Here is a 26,665-nt window from a genome sequence, read left to right on the forward strand (position 1 = left end):
GGTGATTACAATGAGCGCAATCCTTAACTTCCTCAAAAAGAAAGACCTTTACCTGGGGATACTACGCTATCTGCTGGGTTCGGTCATGATCGCTTACGCCATCCCCAAAATATTAAAAGCCCAGTTTGTAATTATACCCTTCGAAACCTGGCAAACACCATTAGAGCATCTTTCTGGTAAATCATTGGCGTGGGCATTTTTAGGATTTTCGACTTGGTTTGAGATAATGCTTGGCTTTTTTGAGCTTATCCCTGCGGTGCTTTTATTATTCAGGCGCACTACACTCACCGGGGCGATATTGATATTTCCACTTACACTAAATGTGTTCCTCATTAATATGGCGCTAAACATATCGCATAACACCAAAGTGATTGCCTTAATCTTACTTGTGCTGAATATTTTAGTGCTGGTATTCGAGTGGAGAAAACTATGGAATGCAGCTCTGATCATCATAGGCAAAGTAAAATTGAAATTCACAGCAGCCGAAATTGCCATAAATTTTATAGTGATTGTTGTTGTAGGTTACATGGCTGTACGCGGCTTAAGCGTTTACATAAAACAAAGAAACTTTTTAACCGGCGACTGGATAAACCGCCACCCCAATGAATGGGTGCTTAAAAGTGAAAAGTTAGGCGATAGTACATTAAAAGCAAGGAATTTGAAAGTTTACTTCGGTTCTTACGGTAGTTATTCGGAATTAGATTCGGCCGGCAAAAACGGTGAACAACTAACGTATCGCTTAAACGAAAAGAAAAAGACCTTAGATTTTTATACTGTTGGCGGAAACGTGGTGTTTTACAAAGGCAAATACCAATTAACCGGCGATACTTTACTACAGATCAGAAAGGTAATAGACAGCACCAAAAACACCATATTAACGCAGGTATATTAACGACGGATAATTAATGGCGATAGCGAATAACTACGCGTAGCGCCGTTTTAGTAAAGCATAAAATTTATCCATCGTAGCCTTTTTGCCTTCCCAGTTGTTTTTGGTGACGTAGTTAGTTTTCAGGAAGCGGTCGGCTTCTTCAAAATTGGCAAAGCGGTTCACTATCTCAATAGCTTCGCTGTAGGCAAGGCTATACCCGTTAAACAGGTCTTTTACAAAAAGCAGTTTATCGTTAAGGCTAATGGCTGCTTTAATATCTTTTATCGGCGCTTGGGCAGGGTCTGCGCTTGTTGACGCCTGTGTTCCCTTCAATTGTGCCGACATTCGCTCATTAAACGATAATGGTTTTGTTTCCTTTACAGGTTCGGGAGTCGGTACAGCTTCTTCTTCCTTAACCTTTGGCGTATTATCAATAACCGGCTCGGGGTTGGTTGGTACTATGTTAGGCTCCTGTGTTTCGTCATCGGTATTAATTGTCTCGCCATCCAGGATGCCTTCCATGGAAACCGCGTCGGTTTTTGGCTCTTCCTCTTTCTCGGTGATAACAACCGGGGCTTCGTCTTCCTCATCCCAGTCATCGGCTTCATCCAGGATCAGGTCATGCTTAATAACTTCCGGCTCCTCGCGTTCAAACGAATAACTGTCTTTATCGGCACCGCCGCTTAGGTCTATCTGCAGGGTTGCTTGTTCATCCTCAACAGGGGTAATATCTATTTGAATGCGCTTTTGTTCAACAGGGTTTTCGGGCTTAAACGGCGTACGCTCAACTACCGGCCTTGCCTGGTGCACAAGCGGTTCAAAATATTTGGGTTCGTTGGTACTTAGCTTTTTTACTTCCTCAATAACGGCTTTTACAGTCGCCGGTCTTAAATCTGCGGGTTTTGGCAAATCAAGCTTTTTCTCCTCCACATGCGGGGGCAGGGTATGCTGCAACTGTACTTTTTGCAGGTTTAGTTTCCTTAAAATTTCGGCGTGGTCTTTTAAAAAGTGGGTGTTGGCAACAAAAAGTTCAAGTTCAAGGTCGTTAAGGTTATCTGCAGTACTTTGCAGGTACTCATATTGCTCGTTAAGTTCTTTTATTATGGCGCCGGTCTTTCTAAATACTTCCTGCTGCTTCATGGCTGTAATGTTAGGAAAATGCTTACCAAAAATAGCATAAAATTCTGATATTAGCCCCTCACTAAAGTTTTGAGAGATTGTACACCGAGGAAGTTTTTAAGAGGCGAAATGAGGTTGGCGGGAGTGTGGAAGTTGTCTGTGGATCAATGTTTTCGGGTAAAACCGAGGAATTGATCAGGCGGGTAAACCGCGCGCGGATAGCGAAAGTAAATGTTGAGATTTTTAGCCCCGTGGCCGATACACGCTACGATAAAAGCGCCCTGGTATCGCATAACCTCAATTCTATCCCATCTAAAGCGGTTAGTAAAGCTGCCGAAATTTTGCCCCTTGCCGGCCATATCCAGGTTGTTGGGATTGATGAAGCGCAGTTTTTTGACGATGGCCTGCCCCAAGTTTGCCAGGCCCTGGCAGATGCCGGCATCCGGGTAATTGTAGCCGGTTTGGATATGGATTTTAAAGGCCGCCCCTTTGGTACCATGCCGCAGATAATGGCCATGGCCGATTCGGTAACCAAGCTGCATGCCGTGTGCGTAAAATGCGGCCAGCAAGCCATGTACTCGTACCGTTTAGTACCCAACGAAAGCCAGATACTTTTAGGCGAAAAAGAAAGCTACGAAGCCCGTTGCCGCAATTGTTTTAATTTGGACGGGAGTATATAGCATTATTTTAGCCTGGTGAGTTACTCACCCCCCCCACAAGCCTGTCCCCGCCCCACTCTCCGAAGGAGAGAAGTAAACAAAAAAGTCTTTTCCCTTCCGCGCAGCGAAGAACGGGAGCTCGAAACGTAGCGATGACAGGGAGGTAAAATCTTCGCCTACAGCCCACAAATCCACTTTGGTAAATAAAATTACATTCCTCAAATAAACAATACACCGATTATAAAGGTTATCTTACAAAACAAGATACACCATGAGCATTAGCTTACTTGCCTCTATACACTGCAAAAAAGATGCAGAGGGAGCGTTTGATACCGAATTGAAAAAATTGGTTGAAGCATCGTTAAAAGAAGAGGGCTGTATTGCCTACGAACTTTACCAATATAAAGACGAGCCTACCAAGTATGTTATTGAAGAGGAGTGGGCCGACGAAGATGCCTTGAGCCGCCACATGGAAACGCCTCACCATAAATATTTTGTACATATATCGCCGGCCCTTTTAGAAACGCCTGCTGATGTAAAGATCCTGACACGATTGGTTTAACGTGTCGTTTGTCCTCGTAGATATAAACAATATTTACATTTTACTGTTATCATTTAAAGCAATATTTTAAAGGTTATGGCCAGGAAGATTTTATTAATTGAGGATGATAAGGATATTAGGGACACGGTAACACTCGCGCTTGAAAGCGAAGGGTATGAGGTGATCTCGTCTGATAACTCCCGCATACTAAAATCGTTAGACCAACACCAGCCGGACCTGATCCTGATAGATAATTGGCTTACTGAATGGAAAAGTGATGCCAACGGCCAGCAATTAAGCCGCGAATTAAAATCAGACCCAAAAACAAAACACATCCCCGTTATCATCGTATCGGCAGTTAGCAACATTGCCGAGATAGCGAAAGAGGGCCTGTCTGACGGATATCTCAAAAAACCATTCAACCTTGATGAGTTGTTTGGGATAGTTAAGAAACACCTATAAGGTTAAGGAGAAAGGGTTTTAACATCATATAAAAGGCGCGAGGTTTTAAAACGTCGCGCCTTTTAACTTTTGCCTCAGGTTACAACTTCACACCCAATCCAATATTAAACGAAAAGTTATCAGCAGGCGAAATGCCGGGGCCGCGATACATATTTATGGAGGGGTAAAGTATTTTTGATCTGTTAGGTTATTGATGTTGAAGTTAACGTGGTGGTTTTTCAGGAAACTGTAGTTAAAAGCAATTGCATCGGTATCATAATATGCATATTAGTTACACGTTATATCCCAAAAATTAATAATTATTTAGTTATTTTACAGTTACAAACATAATTTTCATATCGGCCTTAACACCCCATTACAGTCGGTTTTTATAATATTTTTCTATTGATGCAAAGCAAAAAGCGAGTGCTGTTTTATTTAGTCGACGGCGCCCACAGTGAAGTTTTACCAGAGCTGATAGCGCAAGGCGAACTTCCAAATATAAAACGGATAATAGACGAGGGAACTTACCGTAAGGCTACCACCTGTTTCCCATCTACCACCGGCCCTGCATACCTGCCGTTTTTAACCGGGCATTTTCCGGGTACTATGGATATTACGGGCATCCGCTGGTTTGATAAAAAGGAATTTAAACGCAGCCGCCTAAATAAAATGGCTATGCGTAGCTACTGCGGCCCGGAAGCCGCATGGTTTAATACCGATATGCCCGCAGATAAACCCACGCTGTTTGAACTGATGGGCGAATCTTACAACCTATATAACATGATAACCCGTAGCGTGCCCGATGAGTACGACTTGGGTAAAAAAGGCAAAGGCTTAATGTACACACGCGCGCATTTTAAACTGCGCCACCACCCGGTTGATATACAGGGGCATGCACGTATCATGGAAATGCTCAACTCGGGCAAAGATTTCGATTTCCTGTTCGCGGTATTCCCAAGCGTGGATTGGGATTCGCACTATCACCACATCCGCGACCCACGCACAGTTGAAGCTTATAAAATTGCCGACCGCAGTTTGGGTGAAGTGCGCGCCAAATTAGAGGAGCAAGGTAAATGGGACGATATCCTGTTTATAATGACAAGTGACCACGGCCTTACACCAACCACCAAGCACCTTGACCTTGCCGACTGGATGACCGATCATGGAATAAAATCTGTGTATTACCCGGTGATTTGGAAAAGCAACCCAAAGTGTGCGGTGATGATCTCGGGTAATTCGTTCGGGAGCATCCATTTCCTAAATCACGAGGGCGACCACGTGCTGCGCGAGCAAGGAATTATGGAAGCCATGGGTGCCGACCGCTTAGCTTTACTCCTGAAGGAAGACGCCGTTGATTTTGCTATTTACCGTGGCGATGAGGAGCAAACATTTATTGTACATAACAAAACAGGTAAGGCGAAGATCTCTGTTAAGGGTAGTATATTTACCTATGAGCCTGTTACTGCCGATGTGCTAAAATACGGCGGCAAAATAGAAGCTGCCGGCCACCGTGCCATACTTGCCGCTACATTTGATACCGATTACCCTGACGCTATATTCCAGATCTACCAATTGTTCCAAAGCCGTAGGGCGGGGGATATTGTGATCAGCGCGGCCTTGGGTTATGACCTGCGCGATTTTTGGGAGTACCCGGAACACAAAGGCTCGCATGGTTCGTTACACAAATACCACATCCATGTGCCGATGATCTATAACCAAAAAGGTTGGGACGAAAAGCCAATGCGTACCGCCGACTTGTTCGATAGCATCCTGAAATGGAAAGGCATCACCCCAACAAGTTCTGAAGGCGAACCATTATTTTAATTATTACTGCCAAAGTATAAATGACACAAACTAATAAGCATAACGCCGAACCCGAAAAGCAGGACGCGAAAAGCGTATTTAACAGAAAGGTGATAGTCAAAGGCGCCTTTTGGTTCGCGCTGATCACGATTGCTACAATCGCGGTTGTATTTTTTTATAATAACACCGGCGATACGTTAAAGGCCCTATCGCACATCTCATACAAGTACATTGCAATTTGTTTTGTAATGATTGCTGTCGATTTGATGCTGGGCAGCTGGCGTAACCATATCTACATTCGCAAACTGGCGCCCGGTGTATCACATTGGGTAAGTTTTAGGGCCAATGTTGCCAATATGTTTATGGGGGCGGTAACCCCGGCGCATGGTGGCGCAGGCCCCGCGCAAATTTTTGTTTACACCAGCAATGGCGTAACGTTTATAGATTCGTTCGCGGTAACGTTATTAAACTTGGGCGCCACGTTGATATTTATGCCTTTGGCAGGGTTTATTGCCATAATGCTAATGGATACAACCGAAGTTGGAAGCCTGGTACCCGCCATGCTTAAGTATGGCTTTAGTTTTTTCCTGCTTTTTTTATTGGCATTTTTAATGGCATTTTGGAAGCCGTTATGGGTGGGTACAATCATTAAGAAATTGGCTAACGGCTTATCAAAGATCTTCCCTAAACGTAAAGAGAAGCTTGAACAATGGGCCGATAGTTCTTTCCAGAGCATCACCAAATACCAGCAAACCTGTAGTGTTATCATTCGCAAACACCCATATTTATTCCCGCTAAGTTTGCTGATAACAACGGTATTATACCTGAATAAATACTGCCTGCAATGGGTATTATTAATGGGCTTAGGCGTTAATGCTAACCTTGTGCAGGTAATATCTATCCAGATCCTGATCCAATTTATGATCTATTTTGCACCAACCCCGGGTGGTAGTGGCTTTGCCGAAGGTTTTATATCTACCCTGTTTGGTAAGATAGTGCCTGCCACGCTGATACCCATTTTTACACTGTTGCAGCGCTCGTTCCTGTTGTTTTTCCCGGCATTGATAGGCGCCTATGTGGTGCTTAACCTGCTGCGCAAACAAACCATGAAGAAGGCTTAGGTACAGCCGATTAGCTTATTATTCTGCAGGTAAATATTTTTATTAATAGCAATAATATATATCTTTAATAACCAAATCTTATTCCCCTGATGAGAAAGTTATTATTGATGCTGTTGCTGTGCGCTCCTGTTTTCGCGCTTGCCCAAAACAAAACTGTTGATAGTTTAAAAAAGGTGCTTGCCATTACTAAGGTTGATACCACCCGGTGTGACCTGTACTACAAAATAGCCGTCGAACTGCAGCGCATGGATCCCATTCAGGCCCAAAAAATGATAGAACGATCCATGGCTATCGCGCAGAAAGAAAATTTCCAGAAAGGTCTCGCCAATATCTATTCATTTAAATCAGTACAAAGTTCCTACAAGGGAGAGTTTGATTCGATGAGGGTTTACAGCGAAAAATGTATCTACATAGCTAAAAAAGCCGGTTTCCCGTTAGGGATAGCAAAAGGCCATAATGGGCTGGGAATATTTTACTGGCAAACAGGCAACTTCAGCGAAGCGATAAAAAACCACCTTACAGCATTAGCTATTCGCGAAAAGCTGAAAGATACAGCGGGGATAGCTACTTCGCTGGGTAATTTGGCGCTGGTGTATTTCGATAATCAAAATTCTAAGGAAGCCGAGCGTAACGCGTTGCTAAGCGTACAACTTGCCAAAAAAGCAAATAAAAGCAGCATCGTTATCAGCAATTTACAGTTACTGGCCAATGTTTATGGCCAGGATGGTAAGTATGACAAAGCCCTTGCCCGCGATGCCGAGGCTTTGGTGCTTTGTAAGCAGCATAACGATATGCGCGGCTTGTCGCAGGTGTACTCCAACATGGCGAATTGCTACACCGCAATGAAACAATATGACAAAGGGCTAAAATTCCAGTTAGAGGTATTAAAGATCGACGAGTTTTTTGGCGATAAAAAGAACATCAGTGATACCTATATGAACATCAGCGCCATTTATACCGAGCAAAAGCAATACAAAACCGCGCTCGATTGGATGCAGAAAGGCCTAACATATGCGCAGGAGAGTAAATACAAACAGGGCGAAAAGCAAGGCTGGGGCGCGCTTAGTAATATCTACGAACAATTGGGCGATTATAAAAATGCGCTGGCCACCCACCAAAAATTCCAGGCCATGAGTGTTGAGATGATCAACGAGAAAAGTAACCAGCAAATTGCCCTGATGCAGACCACATTTGATACCGAAAAGAAAGAGCAAAAGATAAACTTGCTGCACAAAGAGAATACCATCCAAAAGCTATCCATAAGCAAACAAGAAACTACCATTGCCATTATTATAGGCCTGCTGGTGGTTGCAATAGTGGTAGCCAGCCTGGTTTACAACCGAAACAAATTGAAGCAAAAGGCACAGCTACAAGCCCAAATGCTGCAACACCAGGACACACTGACTAAAGCGGTTATTGACGCGGAAGAGCATGAGCGCAAACGTATTGGTGCCGACCTGCACGATGGTGTGGGTCAACTATTCTCGGCAGTGAAAATGAACCTGAACGGGCTGTTCGACAGGATCACATTACAGCGCGAGGAGGACAGGTTTTTGGCCGAGAATACCCTGGCCCTTGTGGATGAAAGCTGTAAGGAGGTACGTGTGATATCGCACCAGATGATGCCAAATACCTTGCTGAAATCGGGCATAGCATCGGATTTGAAAAAGTTTATAGAGAAAATAGATGCCGACAGCCTCAAAATAAAACTGGAAACCACGGGCTTTAAAGATCAGCTGGAAAGCAATGTGGAAACAATGCTTTATCGCATCATCCAGGAAACGATAAATAACGTTATTAAACATGCCAATGCTACCCAGCTGGACATTGTTTTGAGGCGTGATGCTGATGAAATAACAGCAATGATAAAAGACAACGGCGTTGGTTTCGACACCACTAAACCCGGCGGCTTCGAAGGTATCGGCCTTAAAAATATCCAAACCCGGATAGAATATTTGAAAGGAACGATAGATTATAAGTCGGCGCCGGGCAAGGGGACAACTGTTACCGTAAACGTACCTGCCTGATTATTGCAAAACCCTTACCATAACTTGCTTGTTTAAGTAGATATTTACAAACATGGCAGGCAAAAAGTTAAAGGTGATTATAACAGGCGCTACCGGCATGGTTGGCGAGGGCGTAATGATACAGTGTTTACAACACGCGGATGTAGAGGCTGTGCTCATCATCAACCGTAAGGCATCGGGATATAACCACCCTAAACTAACCGAGATTGTCCACACCGATTTTTATAACCTGATGCCTATTGAGGATCAATTGGTGGGCTATGATGCCTGCTACTTTTGCCTCGGCATCTCGTCGGTAGGGGTAAGTAGGGACGATTATTACAAAACCACTTATATGATTACCCTTGGTGTTGCCCAAACACTTGCGGCGCTAAACACGGATATGACCTTCTGCTATGTATCCGGCGCAGGTACCGATAGTAAAGAAAAAGGGACAGGCTGGGCAGCCGTAAAAGGGAAAACCGAGAACGACCTGATGAAGCTGCCATTTAAACAGGTGTTTGCCTTTAGGCCGGGTTTTATAAAACCGATAGAAGGGCAAACGCGGGTAAACAAGCTTTTTAAATTTATTGCCTGGATGTACCCGATAGGCAGATCGTTATATTCCGGCGGGTTTGCCCAGGTAAGGGAGATAGCAGAGGCCATGATAAAGGTTACACGTGATGGTTACGCCAAACCAGTTATAGAGGGTAAGGATATCATTGCCCTTGGCAAAACAGCTTAACAATAACAGTGCGGTATATAAGAAAGTGCCCTGCAATAATTTGCAAGTGCTTTCTGTGAAATTTTAATAGGTGGAAAATAACCTAATTAAAGGTGTTTTACAGCCTATGGATTTTTTTGCGGGTGAAGTAGCTTTACATCGTTAATAAGAACACCTAAACCTTATTAGTTAATACAATTAAGTGCCATAAACGGAAATTCGGGGGATTTTTCGTGTATGGCGCTTTTTGTTTTTGCCTTTTTTGGCTATCAAAAGACGCTTTGTTCAAAAATTAATCGCCTTAATAAGTTAAAACATTTATTTTGGGCAGATGGTTCTAAGTTCCGTAACCCCAATTAAATGAAAGTACTGCTTGTAGAGGATGAACCGGGATTGGTATCGGTAATCGTGCGCGGCTTAACTGATGCAAGTATGGAAGTGAGTGTAGCTGCCGATGGTATCATGGGGTTGGAGATGGCGCAGGCGCATAAATTCGACATTATATTGCTGGATATTATGCTGCCGGGCATGAACGGCATCCAAGTTTGTAAAGAGATCCGCAAGCGGGATGATACCGTGGCTATCCTGATGCTGACCGCCCTAAACAGTACTGAAAACATTGTTACCGGCCTCAACAGCGGGGCAGACGATTACCTGGCAAAGCCCTTTAAATTTGCCGAGCTCGAAGCCCGCATCCGTACATTGGTACGCCGCAGCAAGGCTGGCAGCGCGCCCAAAAATGTACTTACCATTGCCAACCTGGAGATAGATACCGTTTCAAAAACAGCCAAACGTGCGGGTAAAGCGATTTCGCTTACCGCAACAGAATATCATTTATTGGAGTACTTTGCCAAGAACCAAAATATGGTGCTATCGCGCATCCAAATTCTGGAGAATGTTTGGGATATCGATTTTAATATGGGCACCAACGTGGTTGATGTGTATGTGAACTACCTGCGTAAAAAGATAGATACGGGCTATGATAGCAAATTGATCCATACCGTATTTGGGATGGGTTATATTTTTAAAGAGGGCGGGGATGAAGCTTCAAACTAAGATAACCCTGCTGTTTGTCGTAATTTCTACCATAGGCCTGGTATTACTCAACGCGTCTATATTTTATTTTGTATCTGAATTTAGCTTCGAGGATTTTTTTAAACGACTGGAAGCACGCGTAAACCTTACCGCCGAAACCAACATCCACCCGGATAAAGAATCGGCGGCCTACAAAGAAGTGCGTACCCGTTATCTCGAAAAACTGGCGAACGAGCAGGAGTATATCATTAAGTTAGACACCACCAGATCGCCATCATACAACAAGGTTGTAAACCTGCCCGATGAGTTTTACCAAAACATACTGAAAAAGAAGAAAGAACGATATACGCAGCAAAATCATTTTTATGCGGGGGGGCTGTTTACCGTGCACGGCGAAAAATATATCGTAATTGTAACGGCTAATGATCCCTACGGCTTTAAGGAACTGGAACAATTGAAGCGGGTGCTCCTCATAATTTTCGTGGTTTCTATCCTGCTTACGTATGTAGCGGGTAAGATCTTCTCATACTACACGGTGCAGCCTGTACGCGGCATCATCAAAAGCGTAAAAAATATAACAGCCAATAATCTGCACATGCGGCTGGACGAGGTAAAGGGAAAGGACGAGATAGCCGAACTGGTGCTGACATTCAACAATATGCTAACCCGATTGGAAACCGCCTTTGAAACGCAGAACAACTTTGTAAGTAACGCCTCGCATGAATTGCGCACCCCGTTAACCATCATCAGCGGCGAAACCCAGCTGCTGCTGAAAGGGGATAAGGTTACCGAAGAGGGCCGGGAGTCTGCCAAAACAATATTAGCCGAGGCCGAAAAGCTTGGGCATATTTTAGCAAGTCTGCTTGGTTTAGCTCAAACAGGTTTCGACGGTAAAAAGCAAAACTGGACCAGGATAAGGGTAGATGAGCTGGTGATGGGTGTCGCCGATTCGGTAAAAAAGATAGACCGTAACAGCATTATCGATCTTGATTTTTCGGCCATGCCGGATGATGAACGCCTGCTTTATACCGAAGGCAATGTAAACCTGCTGCAACTGGCTGTAAGCAATATTGTGCTCAATGCTTGTAAATACTCCAACAACCGTCCGGTAGGCATACAGGTTACCGCGCAGGACGGCCACATTATTATTAAAGTAGCCGATAAAGGAATTGGAATCCCCGAGCACGAGCAACAGCATATATTTCAGCCATTTTTCCGCGCGTCAAACACCGGCGATTTTAAGGGTCACGGTATTGGCCTGCCGCTAACGCTGAACATCATCCGCCTGCACAAAGGCAGTATTGGCATCAGTTCGGAAGAGCTGGTGGGGACAGAAATACAGATTTTGCTGCCGGTAGCAGGATAGTGCTGCTCATGAAAAGGAAACCAACCTTCACAAGACCAAGAATCGTCACACCGCTTCTAATAACTTTCTAATAAGTCGTCCTCAATCGTTATTCTTATCGGTTTTATTAACTGATAATCAATTCTTTGATATCACTCAATAAGCGTCAAATTCTAATAAACTTCTAATAGCGCTCTTAATTCATTTTAATGGGCTGTAGGTAGCATTGTAATAAGCAATAACACAAGGTTTAACTTAAAACATCTACCCATGAAAACCATATTGATCCCAACCGATTACCAGGCAACCTCATTAGATAGCATCCACACGGTTTGCCGCCAATTTAAAAACGAGGAACTAAACCTTGTATTTGTACACGTTTTTAAACTGTCAGACTCCTACACCGACCTGCTGATGCTTAGCCGCCGCAGCCGCGAGTACGAAAAGGTGAGCGACGAGTTTTACCGCTACTGCAATGTGCTGCGCGCCCAATACCCGCAGATCCAAAACATCAGGATAGATTTCCTTTACGGCAGTACGCTGAGCATGTTTAAGGATTTTATTGAGCATAACGAGGTGGACGTGGTTTTAGAAAGCGACAGCTACACTTTCACGCCCATCCATCAATCAAGCGTTGACCCGGGCCTGCTCATTAAACGCTCGGGCCTGCCGGTAATTAACGTCCCCAAAGGCGAGTACGCTAAAATGGTGCGCCAACAAAAAGACGCCGTTCCTGCTAATCAGCACGAAGAATTGTTAGAAGTATAACCCCTAAAAACATCTGCCATTATGTTATTAAAAGAAAATATCCCCGTTACCTACATCTTCGGGAAGATCAAAAAAGAAGTGTTGCTGGTAACCGTGTACTCGGTTTTTATCGCTGTAATGTACAGCACGTTTCACTTTACCCGCATATCTATACCAATTGCGGTACCTACCATTTTGGGTACGGTAATATCGCTGCTGCTTGCCTTTAAATCTAACCAGGCTTACGACCGCTGGTGGGAGGCACGTACCCTTTGGGGCGCAATTGTAAACGATACCCGCAGCCTAACCCGCCAACTGTTAACTTTTGTTGATGCCCCTTACGCCGAGCAAGAGCAGAAGGACTTTTGCGAACGCGTGGCCAAACGCCAGATAGCCTGGTGCTACAGCCTAAGCCATCACCTGCGCAAAGAGAACCCCTTGCAGGGCCTCGACCGCTTGCTTTGCCCGGAAGACTTGGAGCATGTTAAACGTTACGATAACGTACCGATGGGCCTTTTAGAACTACAGGGTGCCGACTTGCGCAGCGCCTACAAACTGGGCTGGATAAACGAGTACCAACAAGTAGCTATGGACGAAACCTTAACCCGTTTCAGTAACGAGATGGGTGGTTGCGAACGCATCAAGAACACGGTGTTCCCGGCTACGTATAGTGTTTATATCCACCTGTCGGTATTGTTGTTTGTGTTGTTGCTGCCGTTTGGGTTGATAGAGTTTTTTGGTGTGATAGAAGTGCCGCTGGTTATCGCGATAGCCTCTTCTTTCTTTTTGATAGAGAATATGGCCATCCACCTGCAGGACCCATTTGAGAACAAACCCACCGATACCCCAACAACTACCATATCGCGCACCATAGAACGCGATATCAAACAAATGCTGAAAGAGAATTACAAGCAGGAAGAGCCCGTAAATGGCGCATCCTACAATAAATCAAAAGTGTTTTATATCCTATAATTAGTTTTATAAAAAGGCCGGTGAGTTGTGAGGGCTCCCGGCCTTTGTTTTTTTATCGGCTTGATTATACTTCGTTCAAGTATTTATGCACAAAGCTTATTGCCATAGAGCCTTCCCCTACGGCAGATGCTACCCGGTTCATGGCGCCGGCACGTACATCGCCTGCGGCAAAAATACCCGGGCAACTGGTTTCTAACAAGTAAGGGTCACGGTTGCCTTTCCAGATCTTTTCAAAATCAGAACACAGGTTAAGATCGCGGCCGGTTTCTATAAAACCCTTGCCATTGGTGATGATGTCCTTGCAAAGCCAGTCGGTATATGGTTTTGCGCCGATGAAAATGTACAGCGCATCTGCCTCAACCGTAGTTTCCTCTTTGTTTTTCAGGTTCTGAATTTTCAATTGCTGCAGGTTGCTGTCGCCCAATGCCTCGGTGATCTCGCTAAACGGCATCAGTGTAATATTGCTTTGGTTGCCCAATTGGTCTATCAGGTATGACGACATGGTTTCTGCCAGGCTTTCTTTCCTGATAAGGATGAAAACCTCTTTGGCGAATTTGGACAGGTACATGGCCGCTTGCCCGGCAGAATTGCCTCCCCCCACCACGAAAACGTGTTTGTCTTTGCAAGATGCAGCCTCCGTCATGGCGGCACCATAGTAGATGCCCGCGCCGGTAAATTTATCGATGCCCGGTGTATTTAAATGGCGGTAATCTACACCTGTGGTTATGATAACCGCTTTGGTGATAACCTCCTTGCCATCGTCCAGGATCAGTGTTTTATAATTGTCTTTCAGCTTAATTTCTTTCACAGCCTGGGGCGATAAAAAATCGGTACCAAAACGGGCCGATTGGGTAATGGCCCTGCGTGTAAGGTCAGCGCCGCTAAGTCCTGCCGGGAAGCCCAGGTAATTTTCGATGCGCGAGCTTGTGCCTGCCTGCCCGCCGGGTACTTTCTTTTCTATCAGCAGGGTTTTTAATCCTTCAGATGATCCATAAACTGAAGCTGCCAGCCCGGCAGGGCCTGCACCGATGATGACTACATCATAAAGCTCGTTTTTGGCTTCCTGGTTAAGGCCTATCTTGGCGGCAATATCCTTTACTGCCGGGTTTTTCAACAACGTACCATCCGCGAAAATAATAGCGGGCAATTCTTTAGTATCCAGTTTATTAAGGGCGACGATTTTTTGGGCGTCCTCGGTATTGGCGTCCATCCAAAGGTAAGGCACCAGGTAACCCGACAGGAATTCCTTAATATCGTGCGATTTCGGGGAGTATTGGTAGCCTATCACCTTTATCCCCCTAAAATCGGGACGGTAATGGCCTTGCCAATCCTCCAGCAGATCGGTTAGGATGGGGTATAGTTTTTCCTCGGGCGGGTCCCAGGGTTTGGTGAGGTAGTAATCTAATTTAACCTCGTTGATGGCTTTGATAGCGGCATCCGTATCGGCATAAGCGGTTAATAAAACACGTTTGGCATTGGGGAAGATGGAGGTGGTACGGCATAAAAAGTCTACACCCTCCATTTCGGGCATACGCTGGTCGCTCAGGAAAAGGGCCACTACTTCGCCTTTATTTTTAAGTTCGAGCAGGCTGTCTAAAGCCTCCTTTACCGAATCGGTGCTCAGGATGCGGTAGTCCTGCCGGTAATGATTTTTAAGGTCGCGGCTTATGGCGCGCAGTACTTGCTGGTCGTCGTCAATTACAAATATGATAGGGAGTTGATCCATTGCTTAGTTGTCTTTTAGGGGGAAACAAACGGTAAATTCGGTATTGCCGGGTACCGAGGCCACTTTTACGGTGCCATTATGCTGGCGGATAATGCGGGTAACCACATCCAGCCCAAGGCCGGTGCCTTTGCCCATATCCTTGGTGGTGAAAAACGGATCGAACACCTGCGACTGCACCTCTTCGGGGATGCCCACGCCGTTGTCTTTAATGTAAACGCACACATAATCTCTGTCCAGTTGGGTGCGGATGGTTATTATGCCGCTGCCGTTCGCTTCCATGGCATCTATGGCATTATCTATAATGTTGGTCCAAACCTGGTTAAGCTCGCCGGCCAGGGCTTTTACAAGCGGCAGTTTCAGGTCAAAATCTTCCTCTATCTTGATGTTGCCCTTGCGCAGTTTATAGTTGAGCATGGTGATGGTGTTGCGGATGCCGGCGTGGATATCCAGCGGCTGCTTATCGGTATCCCTATCCATGTGGGTAAAAGTTTTTACCGAGCTAACCAGTTCTGAAATGCGGCCGGAAGATTCCTTAATATCCGACACCATTTTTTCTTGCAGCAGGTAGTTGCTCATCCAATCCAACACAACGCTTAACTGGGGCTGCGGCGTACAAGTGTTCATATGCTCAAGGTCATCGGGTGTAAAGCCAAACTCGGTTAGGTTTTCTGCTATGTCGAAATCTTTTATGCCGTGGCTGTTTAGCCAGTTGCTTAGTTCGTCCTCCAGGTCGGCGCGCTGCATCATGCTGAGGGCGGGGCGGTCGGTTTGGTGGGTTTTGCTGATGAGGATCTGGTTTATGGTATCCAATTTTTCGGGCACGATATTGAGCGCCGCCACCTCCTTGAAAATTTCGGGCAGGCGTTTGATCTGGCTTTGTAGCGACGATGCGCCCCTGCTGATAGCCGATGCCGGGTTATTCAACTCGTGCGCTAAGCCTGCCGATAGTTTACCAAGCGCAAACATCTTTTCGTTTTGCTGCTGCTGCGACGTAAAATCGCGCACGCGGGTGGTCATGGTGTGGACGAGGGCGGCAATAAGTTCGTAATGCAGTTTGATGGCATCGTGCAGTTTTACCTTGGGCACGCGTAGCATGCGGCAATCCTCTACTGCCTCGCCATAGCCGAAAGTATTGGTGCCGCGGCTAAAGGGCAGGTAACCGGTAATGGACTGCGGCTTTATCACGAACACCTCGCGCAGTTTGCCATTTTGCTCGGCACACACGCGGATGCGGCCCTCTATCATGAATATCGTACCGTCCAGCGCCTCGCCTTTTTCAAAAACGCGGACGCCTTCTTCAAACTCCATGGTTTGTCCGTTGGCGAGCAGCCATTCCAACTGATCATCCGGGACATCTTGCAGGGCAGGGAAAGCCTTTAAATCGGCTAAAGTTACGTTAGTCATGCGGCGGTGGTAATGTTATACAAGTATAACGGTATTTATGGTTTACCACAAGGCAGGTTAGCCGTTAACCACCAAAAAAGCAGCCGCAAATAGCCCTCTTTTTCTATCTGCTGCACCGGGGTGTCCCACTATTTATGACAGGAATGAGAAATTAAATGCAATCCATTGATAATAAGTTATTTAAAATGTTGACTAATTTATTAAAATGGTCAGCTAAAAATATAAATAATTGATAATAAGATATTTGAAAAATAAAATGGGTGTCCCATTCTGCAAAAAACGGTACAGAGTGGGACAGGGTGAGACACCCTGTTTTTTGATCCGTCCTGAAGAAGGTTTACACTATTGGTTCTCAATATTGGAATTGATTTACACTTTCAATTTTAACTTGGGTGGGCATTGGTAGTTTGCAGTGGCGTGGCACATGTGTCAATTATAAACTTTGCAGCGTTAAACATTAAAAAAATTTATATTACTTTAATAAATTAATAAAATGAATTTTCGTAGTATTTTAATCATGAATAAAATAAGATAATAATCGAAATAAATAACGCTTTGGCGCAGTGGAATCCTATTGGAGTTGACATAGCAGACTCGCGCTGGCCATATTCTGAATATATTTCATACGTGCCAATAATTATTGAAAGTTATAAAATCGGAAATACGGGACTTGACTGCCTAACTGAATTAAAATTAAGCTCCGCGGATGATATAGATAATCAACATGCTATCTTAAACGCTGCTGATCATATAGATAAGCTTCTTTTTGAACTTACTATCGAAGACCTTAATGATTTACTGCGTTGACTAAATTACATTGCTTGATATAGTTATTTAATGAATCACACCCGTAAAATCTTAAAGTTAATAGTGTCGAATTTTTTACTAATGGAAGTTAATAGCAGCATGAAAATATTCAAATTTGCTTTATTCACGATCATAATACCCATCTTACTTTTAAGTTGTTTTGGAGAAGCCCATCAGGAAAAACTTAAAGGAGGTTATTATTTAAATGCAATGGATGTAAATAAAGACATGCATATAGGATATCAAGATGGGAAATATGGAGTTGGGGTAATTAAGGCTACAGTACATGCAGTAGGCCAAAATGATAGCTTTATTATCGTAAAGCAGCACCCAAAAGATTTTCCTGATAAAAACAAGTCAGTCATCAATTATTACATCATTCCGTTGAAGAACAGGCTCAATAGATCGGTTGAAAAAAGCTTTTACGGACCGTTAACCTCATACGAATTTGAACAAAAGAGAGAGGAATTAAAAATAAAAGACATTGGTTTTACGCGTGTGTTTAAAGATCTTGAATAAGTAAATATGAATAAGAAAAATACAAGATATTGATAATGAATTAGTTAATTATTTGACTTTTGTAAATAAGTAGTCAAATTAAAATATAAGTATCTGATTATTAAGTGTTTGAAATTTCGAAAAGGTGTCTCACTGGTTTCTGAATGGGACAGAATGGGACACCTTGTTTTTATGGTTTTTTTCGTCTTTTTTCGACTTTGGTTCGCCTTTAAGATTGCATAAACGGTACAAATTGGTCTCTGAACGGGATAAAACGGGACACCCTTTTTGGTGATGATTTTGTCTTGGTTTTGACTTTGATTAGGGCGTGGATAGTTGCATTAGTGAGGCACACGCGGCACGCTTGCGCCAGCGGTAATTTGAATAGTTATAATTTCACAGTATTTTAGTTGTATGATTAAGCTTTCAACCGATAACCTTGTCTTCTACAAAATTATATTCTCAAGCTTAGGGGTAGTGGTTCACATATTTTTAATTGTGGGCATTATAAACATTAATTTTTGGCCCTTTTCCATCGCTTATTTAGTTATAGCGTTACTCCAATTTCTCGTAGGTGGAATTTGGAGGTATCCATTGTTAGAGGATGTGTATTACAATCAAAATGACGAGATACTAATAGTAGAACCGTTATATAAAGCCAAATTTGAGGTGCGGATTGCTGATATACTTAAAATAAAAGCTCGTTTTGGATTGACCAATTTGAGTTATAGCGTTGATGGGGTGAAAAAAACGGTTTACTTTAAATCCAATTCTAATGAAAATCTAAAACTTATTAAATTTAATAAGTAATTATAAAGGTTTGTATGAGTAAGAAAATTGCAATTTATTGCATTTTGATATTAGTATCGCAGGTTGCCATCCATTTGACAATTCAATCTATTTATTAAATAACTCAAAGTTCAATATCACAGAATTTCATGAAATTAGACTATTAAAAGACAGTGCGTTTAATAATGAGCGTTTTGTATTTCCAGACACCAAACCATTACTTTACCACACCTTTACATAAAGAAATGCTTTTTGTTGACCACATGAAAAGTGTAAAGGAGTTTTTAAAATATAATCCCAATAGTAGATTGATGGTTTATGTACTAAATGCTGATACGTGTATGAAGTATCAAACGAAGCCACAGATCTTGGAAAGTAAGGTGCTGAAATTGTTTATATTATCGGAAAAAGATATTATGAAAGATTCTACCGTAATCGTTTTTAGTAACTAAACACAAAAACGCAACAACTGATACTCGTAAGATATGAAGATTATTAAAACATTGTTAGCCTGCTTTTTTTTGTGGTCATTTAGTAGCTGTGATCCAGGATATAAGTTATACGTAAGGAATAATAGTGGCGATACCGTTCAGATTTACGTTGGTCAAGATATGGCTAAAATCCAAGGACGGGTAACAGATTCTTTAAGACTTAAAAGTAGAGAGGTTATCGCGGCTAGAGGAGATTGTTGCACAGGGATAGGTTATAAAATTTACCCTAAGGAGGATTTTTTGATAAAAAGTGGTAATTTATCAATACCACCTTCGTTTTATACTTTTATAAATCCAATTACTATAAAGACAAAGACCTCATGCATTACGGTATCAAGTATTAATGAGATAAAAAAATATATGAGAAAAAAGACGCCGGGATTCAGTTGGTATTTCGTAGTCAATTGATATATGTTAGCTTGTTTTACTGCGCAAGTATGTTGCGTATGCTTAAATTAACCCTTTTGCTGGCGCACGCGTGCCGCGTGTGTCTCTAATCACCCTGTCATTTCGAATGAGTCAGGGTAAGGCTGCGCGGTGGGGCGAAGAGAAATCTTCTACGCCCAGCACGTTTACACATCGCTTACAGAAGATTTCTCGACGCTGCGCTTCCCTCGAAATGACAGTGTGGAGAGTGCGGTTAGTGATTACATGGCGGAGATTGCACAGTTCAATAATAGATACTTCGCTATCGCTCAGCATGACAGCCCTTTTGCTGTCGCACGCGTGCCGCGTGTGTCCATAACCACGTTGTCATTTCGAATGAGCCAGGACAGCGGTTATGTGGTGGTGCGAAGAGAAAACTTCCACGCCCCTGTAATACATCCAAAAAAAATCACTAAAGAAATCATTATTAACGCCTTAAAAACTGCCCTGTTGGTTAGCCAATAGTAGCTGAGTAAGCTTTTTAATTAAAAATTAAAAAAATTGTCACAAATCAACTTTTTAGCTGTATATATTTATACATACAGTAAAGAAAATGGATGATCGTGGCATATTATTATTAAAAAGTATTGAGGGGCAGGAGCAATTACTTATTGCAGCTTTGGGGGCATCTATAAGCGGAGTGGTAATAACCGACTGGCAGCAAGAGGATAACCCTATTATATATTGCAACAGCGCCTTTGAGGAAATGACAGGCTACAGCCGGGAAGAGATATTAGGAAAAAACTGCAGGTTTTTGCAATTAGAAAACCGCGAACAAATAGGAAGATACAAAGTACAGGATGCCTTGTCTGCTGGCTCTGATTGTTATGTTGAACTGGCAAACTACCGTAAAGACGGCTCGATGTTTTATAACGAGTTGTATATAGCCCCTATAAAGGATAGGGAGGGTATTGTTACCCATTACATCGGCATACAAAACGATATTACATTAAGAAAGCAGAAAGAGATCTCCTTAGAACTGGAGTTAAGAATGCAAAAGCAAAAAGATGCATTTACAAACCTTGCCAGCCATGAGTTAAGAACACCCATCACCAGTTTGCGGGCAACACTTCAATTGATGAACCGGATCATTCAGGAGAAAAAAATAGAAGATAAGCGTCTGATTGAATTAGCGAAAAATTCGGAACGCCATGCCAAAAAACTTGGAGCGTTGGTTGACGATCTGCTGATCACGACGGTGCTGTCTAACGAAGAACTTGTACTCAATAAAACGATGTTTTTATTTTCTGACGTAATAGATGGGTGCTGTAACCACATCGCTATGAATGGAACAAATACTGTAGAAAAGTCGGGTGATATGAAACTGCCGATCTTTGCTGACCAGTATAAAATTGACCAGGTAATGATTAATCTGCTTAATAACGCGGTAAAGTATGCACCAAATTCTAAAACTATTTCGATAAGCGTTGAACATAAAGATCATTTTATTAAAATTACGGTGAAGGATAAGGGTATCGGGATAGCCGATAAGGATGTTACTTCGATTTTTAAGCGTTTTAAAAAGGCGGACAATGGGCAGCACAGCCAGTCCGGTCTCGGAATAGGGCTTTACATTAGTTCAGAGATCGTAAAACAGCATGGGGGCGAAATGGGAGTAGATAGTGTACTTGGGCAGGGGTCGTCCTTTTGGTTCACGTTACCTGACGTTGCTTAGACCCCCTGCCGGCGCATGCATGCCGCGTGCTATAATTGGGAGCAAGGCCTATGTGCATATAAGCGCATAGCGGAATCACCCCATCCCATGCACAACTGCCGTTACTTTTCATAAAAACCTTATTGACTCCAAAAAGCAAAAGCCGCATCCTCAAACGAGTGGACGCGGCTTTGCATTGGTAATTAACTATGAACTGTTTCGGCTTATTATTCGGTGGTGGTGGGGATAAATTTCCAGGTGAATTTATCGGTTGGTTCGGCCGCTTCGAAACGGATCTCGGTTGCCGAATCGGCGCTATATACAAAGCTGCGCAGGGCGTCGCCATTATAAAATGTGCTTTTGATGAACCATTCTTTGGCGCCCGGCCCGGCCGAGATGCGGAAGCTTGTGCCCGCGCCTGCAGGGCCTATCATTGGGGTATGGTCTTTAACGGCATTTGGCTGTAGGAACATGTTATCCGTCCCCGCCAAACGCATGGTGTAGCTGAAGCCTTTTTTAGTGCGGAATTGTTTTACTTCCCACTTTTGCATCCCGCTGCCACTGTATGGCCGCAGAAATACGTTTTGGGCAACCGTTGGCTGCAGAGGCGTTAGGGCTTTAGACCCATTCACGATAAAATAGGTGCCGGTGGGCAGGGGCGCGGTATTATCGATCCCGGCGGGCATCTGCATGCTTTGGCCTATGGTTTTCATTTGGCTGCAGGCCGATATGGCCAAGGTTAGCAGAACGGCAATGGATAGTTTTAATGTTTTCATGGCGGTTGTTTGTTTGTTGATACAAGTATAACTGCCTTACGGTTATGTTTTTAGGGTAATGAGTGGGGGAGTGGTTTTAGTGAGTGGGGAGTGGTTGGGGAGTGAGTGGTTGGGGTTTTAAAAAAGCCGTGATTGCGAGCGATAGCGTGGCAATCAGATGAGTTTGTGGGTGGGTTATGCGGTTAGTGCTACTATTTACGGTAGCCCGCTCAATAGCCGCGGAGGGCTGTTACTTTGTCTTGATACAAAGTAACCAAAAATCAAGTCAGCAAAAAGGCTTCTTTGCCGCACGGGCCCGCCGCCGCAAATCGGCCATAACCACGGGCTTGAAATCTTTTGCCCAACTTCACAATCCCCCGCTTCTGCAAAAGTTCCCTATGCCCCTGCCGCGCACAAGGCCACCATTGTTCTGCCCAATTTCAGGCGAAGCTGTTTTGTCTGACGGGGAAAGGAAAACCTGGTAATAAAAAATGGGTGACTGTTTATTGATTAACTGTTAAATTATTGAAGAGCGTAGGGCCGACAAAAAACCGGGGCCGATGGGCAAATGCCTGTGGGGGGAAGGATTTTTTTGTCTGATTTATTCACATTTTGTTTGTTTTTATAGGCGTTCATGAGCTCGCTGTCGCTTGGTATTTGCTTCCTTTTGTATCAACACAAAAGAAGTAGCCCTCCGCGGCAATGAGCGGACTGCCGTTCATAAAAGCGCTGGACTATCTTAAAAACGCAATACAATAAATTGCTTAAAACGCCATCTTCCTTCTCACCAAAATACTATCTATGCGCTTACCAATAGCGTTAAGGATCTGTTCGTCTAAAAAATCTTCGTTACGCTGCATCCATTCGCTGCCCAGTTTAAACAAGGTGGCAGCTTTGCCGTCGGCGAATTTTATGTTCCACACGTGCCAGGTTTTAAAGTAAGCGCTGGTAATTTCTATAAGTTGAGCGGTACCATCGGGCAGTTTAATTTTGTGTTTCATATATAGCAGGTAGTTGTAGAGCGATGTCCTATAGAGACGTATAAAAACGCCTGATATTGTGGTTTGTTTGTCGGTAAATTGTCTGTTTCGGTGGGCTAAAGGCTAATGCATTAATTCTCAACAGATAAAAAGTTTGGTGGCGTGTTATTAAGTTTTAGGAAGGCTTATTCCGGTGATTTTGGCTGATCGAATTTACCTGCCTTATAATCTTTAAGGTATTGCCTGGTGGGCTATCCCTTTTCTTTCTTCCACGCGGTTTTCATGGCTTTGTATTTCGGGTTGGCTTCGGCTTGTTTATAAAGCTTGTAAAATACGGCTGCTGCCCGGGCTTTTTCGTCCTCGCCGGTGCCACGTTCCAGTTGCGCGTAGTTATTTTGCTCGTCGTATTTTTTGCCGCCTTTATAATTGGCATAGCGGCGGGCGCGGGTGTAGCCCATTTGCAAAAACTTGCGGGCCATATCGGCGCCTACAAAGTTATCGTGTTCCAGATAGTCGTTAAACATGCTGTAAATTATCTCGCTGCTTTGCCGCGCGATGGCTTCGGTTTTAAAACGCCAGTGCTGGCCTATCTCGCTTTTGTAAGGTTCGCAAATAAGCACACCTTGTTCCCCTTTGCCCACACGGTAATGCCCGGGCTGCTTGCGGTAATCGATATCCGGTTTCCATGGATAGGCGGCTTTATCAAAATTAAGGTACGAGGGTTTATCGGCCATAGCTAATTAACAGCTATTGCCTGCCGGATGTTTGGCTGTTATACCGGGCGTTGCAAATGGTAATGAGTGCCGCCCAGTAATCGCTTTTCGCCTTGCTCGGTAAAACCCAGATCGGTGTAGAGCTTTTTAGCTTTATCGTTGCCTTTATCTACCAACAGGCCAACGGTATGGTGTCCTAATTCTTTAGCACGGCCAAACAAGGCGGTGATCAGTTTTTTAGCGATGCCTTTGCCTTGGTGGCCGGGGAATACCGCAAGGCAGTCGATGTAATATTCGCCGGGCTGGGTTTCACCTTCGGGTGTACCGGCGAAACCAAATTGGGTGCGGGTGTAATCTAAAAAGGGTTTGCGCAGGTCGTCAAGTTTTGCGCCGTCGTAGGCCATGATCATGCCTGTGGTTTCGCCTTGTTCATCCCAAACTAAAATATTAGTGTAGCTGTATTGATTGCCGGTTAGCCGGGCAAAGCGTTCAAATAGTTCGAGTGCTTTTGCAGGGTCATCGCTATTGGCGAATTTGGCGGCAAGCGGGCCCATGGCCAGTGCAATAAGGCGGGATATGGCAGGTGCGTCGGCAGGGGTTGCTTGTCGTATCATGGGTGGTGTAAATTAACAAGAATGTCCATCATATTATAGTTTTTGTCCATTATAAAAGTTACTATAATGGCTAAATTTACCCATCAATTTAATAAGCGATATTGGTAATGTATTGTGCAAAAATGATAAATTTATTTGCGCGCAATAATTACAAATTACTTTACCGTAATATTGCCTATAGCCAATACAATCAATTTATCCAACGTGAGAAGCAAAAATTACCTGTTCACCGCATGCCTTATTGCGGCCTCTTTCATAGCCAATGCACAAGTAGTGACCATCCCGGTAGAAACCCAGCACAATGCCCTGGTGTTACAGACCGATGCCGGCAAAAACCTGAAGATGGTTTACTTCGGCGCCAAACTTAGCGATGCTAAGGAGTATGCAGGCATTGCAAAAATGTACAAACCAAATGATGATTCGGGCATATTGGATGTTGCTTACACGCCGTCGGGATCGGCCAACCTTGCAGAGCCTGCCATTACGGTTACCCATGCCGATGGCAATAAATCGCTGGTCCTGCAATATGTAAGCCACGCCGTAACCAAGGTTGATGATAACGTGTCGTTGTTAACGGTGACGCTTAAAGATCCCGCTTACCCGTTCGAGGTGAAGCTATACTATAAAACATTTTTTAAAGAGGACGTTACCGAGCAATGGAGCGTAATAAAACATAACGAGAAGGGGGTGGTTACGCTTAACAAATTTGCGTCTGCCAACCTTAATTTTAAGGCTGATGGTTTTTGGCTGAAACAATATCACGGCAACTGGGCATCAGAAATGAAGCCCGAAGAAAGCAAGCTTACCCACGGCATTAAAACCATCGACAGCAAACTGGGCACCCGTGCCAACCTGTACGAGCCGTCTACTTTTATCATATCGATGGATAAACCCGCTACCGAGGACGAAGGCAAAGTGTTGCTGGGCTCATTGGAATGGTCTGGGAATTTTAGGGTTGATTTTGAGCTAAGCCCCGAGCCGTCAAACTACCTGCGGCTTATTGCGGGCATCAACAACGCCGCTGCCGAGTATCACCTAAAACCTAACGAAGATTTTGTAACCCCCGCACTGGTTTATACCTACAGCGACCACGGTACAGGCGATGCCAGCCGCAAAATGCATCGCTGGGCACGCAAATATAAAATTGTGGACGGCGAAGGCACCAGGCTTACACTGCTTAACAACTGGGAATCTACCTACTTTGATTTTAACGAGCAGAAACTTGCCGGGCTGATAAAGGATGCCAAAAAGCTTGGCGTTGATCTGTTTTTGCTTGACGATGGCTGGTTTGGCAATAACCACCCCCGCAATGGCGATAATGCAGGCCTTGGCGACTGGCAGGAAAACAAGTTGAAACTGCCAAATGGCATTGGTTCGCTGGTGAAAGAGGCGGATGCAAATGGCGTAAAGTTCGGGATCTGGATAGAGCCTGAGATGGTTAACCCCGCCAGCGATCTTTACAAAGCCCACCCGGATTGGGTGATCAAGGAAAGCGGCCGCCCCGAAAAGTATTTTCGTAACCAGCTGGTGCTTGACCTGAGCAACCCTAAGGTGCAGGATTTTGTATTCGGCGTGGTTGATAACCTGTTCACCAAAAACCCGAAAGTTGCCTATATTAAATGGGATTGCAACGCGGTTATTTATAATGCTAACTCGGCTTACTTAAAGAAGGATCAATCGAACCTGTACACCGATTACATTCGCGGGCTTTATAAAGTGCTGGATAGGGTGCGTGCTAAATACCCTAAAGTACCGCTGATGCTTTGCTCTGGCGGTGGCGGCCGGGTTGATTATGGCGCGCTTAAATATTTTACAGAGTACTGGCCAAGCGATAATACCGATCCGTTGGAACGCATCTTTATCCAATGGGAGTATTCTTATTTCTTCCCGGCGATAGCCAGCTCTAACCACGTTACAGATTGGGGTAAACAGCCGCTTAAATTTAAGATAGATGTGGCTATGATGGGTAAAATGGGCTTTGATATTGTAGTAGGTAAACTAAGCGAACAGGAACTGGCTTACGCCCATCTTGCCCTCAAAAACTACGATGCCCTAAAAGATGTGATCTGGCACGGCGACCAATATCGCCTGCAAAGCCCGTGGACAAACGACGTAGCATCATTGATGTATGTAAACGATGCAAGATCAAAGGCTGTGGTTTTTAATTATTTGGTGAACAACCGTTATAATGCGGGTGCCAAAGTGCCTATCCGTTTCAAAGGCCTCGACCCTAATAAAACCTACTCAGTGAAGGAGATAAACCTTTACCCCGGCACAGGCACTGTACTGGAAACTGAACCTAAATACAAAGGAGACTTTTTAATGAATGTAGGCATCAACCCGCAGGTAAACTCTTACCATACCAGCGTGGTGATCCAGCTGGACGAAGTGCAGTAAATGGTATTCTAAATAAGTAGAGTT

26 protein-coding genes are annotated in these 26,665 nt (G+C 44.1%); 19 read left to right on the top strand and 7 right to left on the bottom strand.

The features are described from left to right. The first annotated feature begins 10 nt into the window (after positions 1 to 10). Positions 11 to 892 (top strand): hypothetical protein, encoded by an 882-nt coding sequence (locus tag ABIB39_RS07530; RefSeq protein ID WP_354428673.1) that lies wholly within the window; start codon positions 11 to 13, stop codon positions 890 to 892. A 30-nt stretch (positions 893 to 922) separates the two neighbouring features. Here ABIB39_RS07530 and ABIB39_RS07535 read toward each other — a convergent pair whose 3' ends face one another. Continuing rightward, positions 923 to 2,011, bottom strand: a complete 1,089-nt coding sequence (locus tag ABIB39_RS07535) for a DUF8457 domain-containing protein (RefSeq protein ID WP_354428675.1) — start codon at positions 2,009 to 2,011, stop codon at positions 923 to 925. 77 nt (positions 2,012 to 2,088) lie between these two features. On the opposite strand from ABIB39_RS07535, the gene ABIB39_RS07540 reads away from it, so the two are divergent. The 11 genes from ABIB39_RS07540 (at position 2,089) to ABIB39_RS07590 (ending at position 13,387) form a co-directional block, all read left to right on the top strand. Continuing rightward, positions 2,089 to 2,670 carry a thymidine kinase gene (locus ABIB39_RS07540; RefSeq protein ID WP_354428677.1) on the top strand — a complete coding sequence of 194 codons (582 nt, stop codon included), beginning with the start codon at positions 2,089 to 2,091 and terminating at the stop codon, positions 2,668 to 2,670. A gap of 250 nt (positions 2,671 to 2,920) precedes the next feature. Beyond that, positions 2,921 to 3,211, top strand: coding sequence for a putative quinol monooxygenase (locus ABIB39_RS07545; protein WP_354428679.1), 291 nt, complete (start codon positions 2,921 to 2,923; stop codon positions 3,209 to 3,211). A 75-nt stretch (positions 3,212 to 3,286) separates the two neighbouring features. Beyond that, positions 3,287 to 3,652: a response regulator gene (locus tag ABIB39_RS07550; RefSeq protein WP_354428681.1), complete on the top strand. Its 366-nt coding sequence runs from the start codon at positions 3,287 to 3,289 to the stop codon at positions 3,650 to 3,652. Positions 3,653 to 4,039: 387 nt separating this feature from the next. Further along, positions 4,040 to 5,458 (top strand): alkaline phosphatase family protein, encoded by a 1,419-nt coding sequence (locus ABIB39_RS07555; protein WP_354428683.1) that lies wholly within the window; start codon positions 4,040 to 4,042, stop codon positions 5,456 to 5,458. 20 nt (positions 5,459 to 5,478) lie between these two features. After that, positions 5,479 to 6,558 carry a lysylphosphatidylglycerol synthase transmembrane domain-containing protein gene (locus tag ABIB39_RS07560; RefSeq protein ID WP_354428685.1) on the top strand — a complete coding sequence of 360 codons (1,080 nt, stop codon included), beginning with the start codon at positions 5,479 to 5,481 and terminating at the stop codon, positions 6,556 to 6,558. Positions 6,559 to 6,647: 89 nt separating this feature from the next. Further along, positions 6,648 to 8,585, top strand: a complete 1,938-nt coding sequence (locus tag ABIB39_RS07565; RefSeq protein WP_354428687.1) for a tetratricopeptide repeat-containing sensor histidine kinase — start codon at positions 6,648 to 6,650, stop codon at positions 8,583 to 8,585. A gap of 52 nt (positions 8,586 to 8,637) precedes the next feature. Beyond that, positions 8,638 to 9,309: an NAD-dependent epimerase/dehydratase family protein gene (locus tag ABIB39_RS07570; RefSeq protein WP_354428688.1), complete on the top strand. Its 672-nt coding sequence runs from the start codon at positions 8,638 to 8,640 to the stop codon at positions 9,307 to 9,309. 339 nt (positions 9,310 to 9,648) lie between these two features. Continuing rightward, positions 9,649 to 10,344 (top strand): response regulator transcription factor, encoded by a 696-nt coding sequence (locus tag ABIB39_RS07575; RefSeq protein WP_354428689.1) that lies wholly within the window; start codon positions 9,649 to 9,651, stop codon positions 10,342 to 10,344. Next, positions 10,328 to 11,689 carry a sensor histidine kinase gene (locus ABIB39_RS07580; protein ID WP_354428691.1) on the top strand — a complete coding sequence of 454 codons (1,362 nt, stop codon included), beginning with the start codon at positions 10,328 to 10,330 and terminating at the stop codon, positions 11,687 to 11,689. The genes ABIB39_RS07575 and ABIB39_RS07580 overlap by 17 nt, the downstream gene beginning before the upstream one ends. A gap of 249 nt (positions 11,690 to 11,938) precedes the next feature. Continuing rightward, a complete protein-coding gene (locus ABIB39_RS07585) occupies positions 11,939 to 12,436 on the top strand; it encodes a hypothetical protein (RefSeq protein ID WP_354428693.1) in 498 nt (165 codons plus the stop codon). 21 nt (positions 12,437 to 12,457) lie between these two features. After that, a complete protein-coding gene (locus ABIB39_RS07590; protein WP_354428695.1) occupies positions 12,458 to 13,387 on the top strand; it encodes a bestrophin family protein in 930 nt (309 codons plus the stop codon). Between the two features lie 64 nt (positions 13,388 to 13,451). On the opposite strand, the gene ABIB39_RS07595 is transcribed toward ABIB39_RS07590, so the two are convergent. Further along, a complete protein-coding gene (locus ABIB39_RS07595) occupies positions 13,452 to 15,113 on the bottom strand; it encodes an NAD(P)/FAD-dependent oxidoreductase (protein ID WP_354428697.1) in 1,662 nt (553 codons plus the stop codon). Between the two features lie 3 nt (positions 15,114 to 15,116). Beyond that, positions 15,117 to 16,517 carry an ATP-binding protein gene (locus ABIB39_RS07600; protein WP_354428699.1) on the bottom strand — a complete coding sequence of 467 codons (1,401 nt, stop codon included), beginning with the start codon at positions 16,515 to 16,517 and terminating at the stop codon, positions 15,117 to 15,119. 555 nt (positions 16,518 to 17,072) lie between these two features. On the opposite strand from ABIB39_RS07600, the gene ABIB39_RS07605 reads away from it, so the two are divergent. The 6 genes from ABIB39_RS07605 (at position 17,073) to ABIB39_RS07630 (ending at position 21,203) form a co-directional block, all read left to right on the top strand. Continuing rightward, positions 17,073 to 17,324 carry a hypothetical protein gene (locus ABIB39_RS07605; protein ID WP_354428701.1) on the top strand — a complete coding sequence of 84 codons (252 nt, stop codon included), beginning with the start codon at positions 17,073 to 17,075 and terminating at the stop codon, positions 17,322 to 17,324. Positions 17,325 to 17,405: 81 nt separating this feature from the next. Beyond that, positions 17,406 to 17,843, top strand: coding sequence for a DUF3997 domain-containing protein (locus ABIB39_RS07610; RefSeq protein ID WP_354428702.1), 438 nt, complete (start codon positions 17,406 to 17,408; stop codon positions 17,841 to 17,843). A gap of 953 nt (positions 17,844 to 18,796) precedes the next feature. Further along, positions 18,797 to 19,063: a hypothetical protein gene (locus ABIB39_RS07615; RefSeq protein WP_354428704.1), complete on the top strand. Its 267-nt coding sequence runs from the start codon at positions 18,797 to 18,799 to the stop codon at positions 19,061 to 19,063. A gap of 33 nt (positions 19,064 to 19,096) precedes the next feature. Continuing rightward, a complete protein-coding gene (locus ABIB39_RS07620; RefSeq protein ID WP_354428706.1) occupies positions 19,097 to 19,510 on the top strand; it encodes a hypothetical protein in 414 nt (137 codons plus the stop codon). 129 nt (positions 19,511 to 19,639) lie between these two features. Next, complete coding sequence (locus ABIB39_RS07625) at positions 19,640 to 19,993, top strand: hypothetical protein (RefSeq protein ID WP_354428708.1); 354 nt, start codon at positions 19,640 to 19,642, stop codon at positions 19,991 to 19,993. Positions 19,994 to 20,081: 88 nt separating this feature from the next. Continuing rightward, positions 20,082 to 21,203 carry an ATP-binding protein gene (locus tag ABIB39_RS07630; RefSeq protein ID WP_354428710.1) on the top strand — a complete coding sequence of 374 codons (1,122 nt, stop codon included), beginning with the start codon at positions 20,082 to 20,084 and terminating at the stop codon, positions 21,201 to 21,203. Positions 21,204 to 21,409: 206 nt separating this feature from the next. On the opposite strand, the gene ABIB39_RS07635 is transcribed toward ABIB39_RS07630, so the two are convergent. The 4 genes from ABIB39_RS07635 to ABIB39_RS07650 all read right to left on the bottom strand — a co-directional run bounded on the left by ABIB39_RS07635 (position 21,410) and on the right by ABIB39_RS07650 (position 24,244). Further along, positions 21,410 to 21,958, bottom strand: a complete 549-nt coding sequence (locus tag ABIB39_RS07635; protein WP_354428711.1) for a hypothetical protein — start codon at positions 21,956 to 21,958, stop codon at positions 21,410 to 21,412. A 743-nt stretch (positions 21,959 to 22,701) separates the two neighbouring features. Then, on the bottom strand, positions 22,702 to 22,938 hold the full coding sequence (locus ABIB39_RS07640; protein WP_354428713.1) for a hypothetical protein: 237 nt from the start codon (positions 22,936 to 22,938) through the stop codon (positions 22,702 to 22,704). A 230-nt stretch (positions 22,939 to 23,168) separates the two neighbouring features. Continuing rightward, positions 23,169 to 23,651 (bottom strand): DUF4385 domain-containing protein, encoded by a 483-nt coding sequence (locus ABIB39_RS07645; protein WP_354428715.1) that lies wholly within the window; start codon positions 23,649 to 23,651, stop codon positions 23,169 to 23,171. 38 nt (positions 23,652 to 23,689) lie between these two features. Then, entirely contained in the window at positions 23,690 to 24,244 is a 555-nt protein-coding gene (locus tag ABIB39_RS07650; RefSeq protein ID WP_354428717.1) for a GNAT family N-acetyltransferase, read from the bottom strand. A gap of 204 nt (positions 24,245 to 24,448) precedes the next feature. Between ABIB39_RS07650 and ABIB39_RS07655 the strand changes: the two genes are divergently transcribed. After that, on the top strand, positions 24,449 to 26,641 hold the full coding sequence (locus tag ABIB39_RS07655) for an alpha-galactosidase (RefSeq protein WP_354428719.1): 2,193 nt from the start codon (positions 24,449 to 24,451) through the stop codon (positions 26,639 to 26,641). Positions 26,642 to 26,665 lie beyond the last annotated feature (24 nt).

The organism is Mucilaginibacter sp. UYP27, assembly GCF_040547175.1.
Lineage (GTDB): Bacteria > Bacteroidota > Bacteroidia > Sphingobacteriales > Sphingobacteriaceae > Mucilaginibacter.